General features: G+C 73.2%; 6 protein-coding genes. 2 read left to right on the plus strand and 4 right to left on the minus strand.

Annotated features, from left to right (window positions below):
* On the minus strand, positions 1–322 hold a 322-nt coding region (locus D8M35_RS15375; RefSeq protein ID WP_126892618.1), incomplete at its 3' end, for a DUF3151 family protein.
* Between the two features lie 284 nt (positions 323–606).
* On the opposite strand from D8M35_RS15375, the gene D8M35_RS15380 reads away from it, so the two are divergent.
* A complete protein-coding gene (locus D8M35_RS15380; RefSeq protein WP_126892619.1) occupies positions 607–2,181 on the plus strand; it encodes an ABC-F family ATP-binding cassette domain-containing protein in 1,575 nt (524 codons plus the stop codon).
* Between the two features lie 10 nt (positions 2,182–2,191).
* Here D8M35_RS15380 and D8M35_RS15385 read toward each other — a convergent pair whose 3' ends face one another.
* The 3 genes from D8M35_RS15385 to D8M35_RS15395 form a co-directional block, all read right to left on the minus strand.
* Positions 2,192–2,893, minus strand: a complete 702-nt coding sequence (locus tag D8M35_RS15385; RefSeq protein ID WP_126892620.1) for an SDR family oxidoreductase — start codon at positions 2,891–2,893, stop codon at positions 2,192–2,194.
* 105 nt (positions 2,894–2,998) lie between these two features.
* Entirely contained in the window at positions 2,999–4,060 is a 1,062-nt protein-coding gene (locus D8M35_RS15390; protein ID WP_126892621.1) for a YihY/virulence factor BrkB family protein, read from the minus strand.
* Positions 4,061–4,063: 3 nt separating this feature from the next.
* Positions 4,064–4,585 carry a hypothetical protein gene (locus tag D8M35_RS15395; RefSeq protein ID WP_126892622.1) on the minus strand — a complete coding sequence of 174 codons (522 nt, stop codon included), beginning with the start codon at positions 4,583–4,585 and terminating at the stop codon, positions 4,064–4,066.
* 63 nt (positions 4,586–4,648) lie between these two features.
* On the opposite strand from D8M35_RS15395, the gene D8M35_RS15400 reads away from it, so the two are divergent.
* Positions 4,649–5,276 (plus strand): MBL fold metallo-hydrolase (locus D8M35_RS15400; RefSeq protein ID WP_148113400.1); only part of this gene is annotated, 628 nt, incomplete at its 3' end.

A 5,276-nucleotide genomic window follows, 5' to 3' on the forward strand; every position in this document is an offset into this window, starting at 1 on the left:
TGCGCAGGGCGAACAGCGCACGGAGCACGCCGCGGTTCGGCTCGTGCGACCACGGCACCGGCCCGGCACCGCGCCAGCCCGCCTTCCGCAGGGCGTCGAGGCCGCGGTGGTACCCGACGCGGGCGTAGGCGTAGGACTCCAGGGTCGCGCCGCGCGCCCATGCTTCGTCGGCGAGGAGCGCCCACGCCAGGCTCGAGGACGGGTGCGACACGACGACGCTCGACACCGGGGCGTCGGCGGCGAGCGCGGCGGTCACCTCGGGCTCCTCCGGCAGCAGGGTCGCGGGGTTCGCGGTCGGGTTCGGCAGCAGGTTCTCCGGCATGCCCCCAGCCTGTCACCTCTTGCCGAGGAGCGGCGTCACCCCTACGGTGGGTGACACCTCGTCGTCACGCGGGGCCGCCGGGGCGGGAGACCGACCGGCAGCACGGGTGGCGGACACGGGGGTCCCCGACGGAACGAGCAGCCTTGCAGTCGATCACCGGTACCGCGCAGTCCTCGCGCTGACACCGTGATCGTCGCGCCCCGTCGGGCGCGCCGCGTGCCGACCCCTCCGGTCGCCGCGGGTCCGGTGTCGTGCGCCCAGCTCACGATCCGGGAGGCACACCCATGCCCGCAACACCGTCCGTCGTCCTCGACGACCTCACCTTCACCTGGCCCGACGGCTCCGTCGCGCTCGACCACCTCACCACCGCCTTCGGACGCGGCCGCACCGGCCTGGTCGGGAGGAACGGGGCCGGCAAGTCCACGCTCGTCCGGCTCGCCACGCGACAGCTCCACCCCACGTCCGGCTCGGTCCGCACCTCCGGTCCGGTGGACCACCTGCCCCAGCGACTGCACGCCCGCCCCGGGGACACCGTGGCGGACCTGCTCGGCGTCGGCAGGACGCTCGCCGCACTGCGGGCCGTCCTCGGCGGTGACGCCACCGAGGAGCACCTCGACGCCGTGGGCGACGACTGGGACGTGGAGGAGCGTGCCGCCGCCGCGCTCGCGTCCGTGCCGGGGCTGGACGGCACCGACCTCGACCGACCCGTGACGTCGCTCTCCGGCGGGCAGGCCGTGCTCACCGCGGTGGCCGGCATCCGGATGCGTCGGGCACCGATCGTGTTCCTCGACGAGCCGACGAACAACCTCGACCGCGCAGCCCGTGCGGCGCTCTTCGAGCTCGTCGACCGGTGGACGGGGACGCTCGTGCTCGTCAGCCACGACCGGGAGCTCCTCGAGCACGCGGACGAGACCGTCGAGCTGCGTTCGGGATCGGCCACGGTGTTCGGCGGGACGTACCGCGCGTACGAGGAGCACCTCGCCGTGCAGCAGGCCGCCGTCGAGCGCGAAGTCCGGGTGGCCGAGCAGCGCCACCGGACCGAGCAGCGGCAGCGCATCGAGGCGGAGACGAAGATCGCCCGCCGTGCCCGTGCGGGGCGGGAGGCCGCTCGGTCCGTGCCGAAGATCCTGGCGAACGAGCAGCGGAAGCAGGCGGAGCAGACCGCCGGCCGGCTGCGCTCGGCCCACGGGTCGGCCGAGGCGCAGGCGCGGGCCGCGGTGCAGGAGGCCGAGCTGCGGTTGCGCGACGACGAGTCGTTGCACGTCACGCTGCCCGACCCGGAGGTCCCGGCGTCGCGGCGCATCGCGACGATCACCGTGCGCGGGCGGTCGGTCGTCGTGCAGGGCCCCGAGCGCATCGCGGTGACCGGCGCGAACGGCGTCGGCAAGACGACGTTGCTCGACGAGCTCGTGGGGGTGCCGCAGGCGCGCGAGCACCCGCTCCCGGAGACCTCGGCGGCACCGCACGCGGACCGGATCGCGTACCTGCCGCAGCGGCGGGACTCGCTCGACGACGACGCGACGGTGCTCGCGAACCTCCGTCGGGCGGCCCCGCACGTGGCCGACGCCGAGCTCCGCAACCAGCTGGCTCGGCTCCTGGTCCGCGGGGACACCGTCGACCGCTCGGTCGCGTCCCTGTCGGGCGGCGAGCGCTTCCGGGTGGCGTTGGCGACCCTGGTGCTCGCGGACCCACCGCCGCAGCTGCTGGTGCTCGACGAGCCGACGAACGACCTCGACCTGACGAGCGTCGACCAGCTCGTGGATGCACTCCGGGCGTTCCGCGGCGCGCTCGTCGTGGTCAGCCACGACGAGACGTTCCTGGACCGCCTGTCGCTGACGACGAGGATCGAGCTCCGGTAGCCGGGGGGGGTCAGCGCTTCCGGGTCGGCCGGATCGCGAGCGACTCGATCGTGCCGCGCTCCGGCAGGTCGACCACGGTCCGGACGGCCGCGGCGACGTCCTCGGGCGCCAGGTAGTAGGCGGTGTCGTAGTCCTCGCCGAGCTTCTCGGTCAGCGCCCGCTGCATGTCCGAGTCGGTCCGGCCGGGGTGCACGCTCGAGACCCGGACGCCGTTCGCCCGTTCCTCTTCGCGCAGGGCGTCCGCGAAGGCCCGGAGCGCGAACTTCGACGCCGCGTACACGCCGCCTCCGGGGCCGGCGGTGAATCCGGACCCGCTGTTGATCGGCACGACGATGCCCCGCGCTGCCCGGAGCGCGGGGAGCGCCAGCCGGGTCAGTTCGGCGACCGCGAAGACGTTGGTGGCGAACACCTGCTCCCACACGTCGCGCGGTGTGTCAGCGATCCGCGTGCCCTGCTCGACCCCGGCGCTGTGCACCAGGACGTCGAGCGACGCCGGTAGCTCCGGCACGTCGCCGGCGCCGAGGTCGCCGACGAACGGCGCTGCACTCGGGAGCTCGGCCACGAGCGCGGCGACCGCGTCGGCGGAGCGGCCACCGACCAGGACGTGGTGGGTGCGTCCGAGCTCCAGCGCGATCGCGCGGCCGATGCCGCGGGTGGCCCCGGTGACGAGTGCGGTCGGACGGTCAGCGGTGGCGGGTGCGGTGTCGGTCATGCGTCCCACCCTACGGAGCGGGCGTGACGGGCCGGTGCCGTGCCTCCCGGCTGTGGACGGTGACGCCCACCGAGCGGGGTGTGCAGGACCCGGCCGGCCACCTGCTCAGTCCTTCGTGCGCCCCGCGCCCTCGCGGATCTTGATCCCCTCGAGCACGTCCTTGGCGTGCTGCTCGTCCTGCTTCTCGATCTGACGGGTGTCGCGCTCGGGGAGCTGGATGTCCTCCTCGGCCCGGATGCCGGCCTGCAGCTGGCGACCGCGCTCGAGCTCCGCGTCGAACTCCGCACCGAAGAGCAGCGCGTTGTTCGTGATCCAGATCCAGAGCAGGAAGACGATGACGCCACCGAGGGAGCCGTACGTCGCGTTGTAGTTCGAGAAGTTCCCGACGTAGAAGCCGAAGCCGACGCTCGCGATGATCCAGATCGTGATGCCGACCAGCGCGCCGCCGCTCACCCACTTGAACTTCGACTGGCGGATGTTCGGCGCCCAGTAGTACAGCACCGCGACGACGACGATCATGATCGCCAGCAGGATCGGCCACTGCACGATCGAGACCACGAGCGCGGCGGCGTCGCCGAGGCCGATGACGTCGCCGAACGTCCGGGCGAGCGGACCGGAGACGAGCACGAGCAGCCCGAGGACGAGCAGCACGACGGTGAACACCGTGACGCCGAGCATGGTCGGCCGGAGCTTCCAGATCGGTCGGCCCTCGCGGACGTTGTAGATGCGGTTCATCGCCCGGCCGAAGGCGCCGACGAAGCCCGACGCGGACCACAGGGCACCGAGCACACCGACGATGAACGTGATCGGCGCCGCGGGCGACCGCACGAGCCCCTCGACCGGGTCACGGAGGAGCTCGGCGACCTGACCACCGCCGACGTTCGTGACGACGTCGAGCAGGGTGTCGATCGTGTCCCGCGGGTTCGAGACCAGGCCGAGGATCGACACGATCGCCAGCAGACCGGGGAAGAGCGCGAGCACCGTGTAGTACGTCAGGCTCGCAGCCAGGTCGGTGCACTGGTCGCTGGTGAACTCGCGCAGGGTCTTCTTCAGCGTGTACGTGAACGACGGCTTCGTGAGGTCGGTCGGGCTGTCCGGCTTCCGGGGGTCGTCCGGCGCCGGCTTGTGCTGCATCTCCTGCTGGAGGCTCTTGTCCTTGTGCGCCATGGTCTAGCCCTTCGCCTTCGCGAGGGCCTTCGCCGCCGCCTTGGACCGCTTCGCGGCCTGCTTCCGGTTCTTCGTCGCGCGGCGCTGCACCGCGGCGATGCCGGCGCGCTGCTTCACGCGGTTCTTGTGCACCGGGTCGCGCTCGAGCGACTCCTCGGCCGCCTTGCGACGGGCCTTCCGCCCCTTCCGACCGCCGCGAGCCTGGTCGGCGTCGAGCTCGCCGCGCGCACCGAACGGGAGGAGCGCGGTGAACGCCGTCGAGGCGGCCGGACGGTCGAGGTGGCCGGCGTCGGTCCGCCCGATGCGCGTACCGAGGACGATCGCCGCGATGCCGGTCACCGCGGTGACGCCCATCGCGATGAGCGGCGTGGGGTCACGGTGCCACCGCTGCTTGGCCTTCGCCACCGCGAGCCGGGTGCGCGCGGGGACGTCGGAGCGCCTCCTGATCTCGCTGACGCTGTCGGTCAGGCGCTCACGCGTGCGCACGTTCGCGAGCTCGAGCTCGGGGATGCTGTCCTTGGCCATGCCTCGTGCCTACCAGGCGGTCCCCGGCATGGCACCGAGCGACCGCGGTCTACGGTGCAGGCCATGCTGTTCCGGGACGTCGCCGAGGGGATCCACCGCCTCGAGATCGCACACACCAACACCTACCTCGTCGAGACGGGTGACCGATTGCTCGTCGTCGACGCGGGGCTACCAGCCGCCTGGCCGCACCTGCTGCTCGCCGTGCACGACCTCGGGTACTCGCCCGACCGCGTCGAGGGCCTGCTGCTCACGCACGGGCACTTCGACCACGTCGGGACCGCCGCCCGGATGCACCGGGAGTGGGGCACGCCCGTGTTCGTGCACCCGGGCGACCGCGACCTCGCGGCGCACCCGTACTCGTACCGGCCGCAGACGAACCGCTTCGGCTTCGTCGCACTGCACCCGGGAGGGCTCGCGCCGCTCGGGCGGATGCTGCTCGCCGGTGCGGCGACGGTGGACGGGATCGCGGAGACGCAGCCGCTGGCGTCCCGCGCCGACGTCCCCGGCAACCCGTGGATCATCGAGACCCCCGGGCACACGGACGGGCACGTGGCGCTGCACTTCGCCGACCGCGACGCGCTGATCGCGGGCGACGCCCTCGTCACGTTCGACCCGTACACGGGCGGGATCGGCCCGCGGGTGGTGGCGCCGGCCGCGACGTCGGACGTCGACGAGGCGGTCGCGTCGCTCG

Source organism: Curtobacterium sp. HSID17257, from assembly GCF_003989515.1.
Lineage (GTDB): Bacteria > Actinomycetota > Actinomycetes > Actinomycetales > Microbacteriaceae > Curtobacterium.

Excerpts from the sequence above, each read along its gene's own strand:
- D8M35_RS15380 (WP_126892619.1), top strand. The coding sequence starts at position 607 with ATGCCCGCAACACCGTCCGTCGTCCTCGACGACCTCACCTTCACCTGG.
- D8M35_RS15385 (WP_126892620.1), bottom strand. The coding sequence starts at position 2,893 with ATGACCGACACCGCACCCGCCACCGCTGACCGTCCGACCGCACTCGTC.
- D8M35_RS15390 (WP_126892621.1), bottom strand. The coding sequence starts at position 4,060 with ATGGCGCACAAGGACAAGAGCCTCCAGCAGGAGATGCAGCACAAGCCG.
- D8M35_RS15395 (WP_126892622.1), bottom strand. The coding sequence starts at position 4,585 with ATGGCCAAGGACAGCATCCCCGAGCTCGAGCTCGCGAACGTGCGCACG.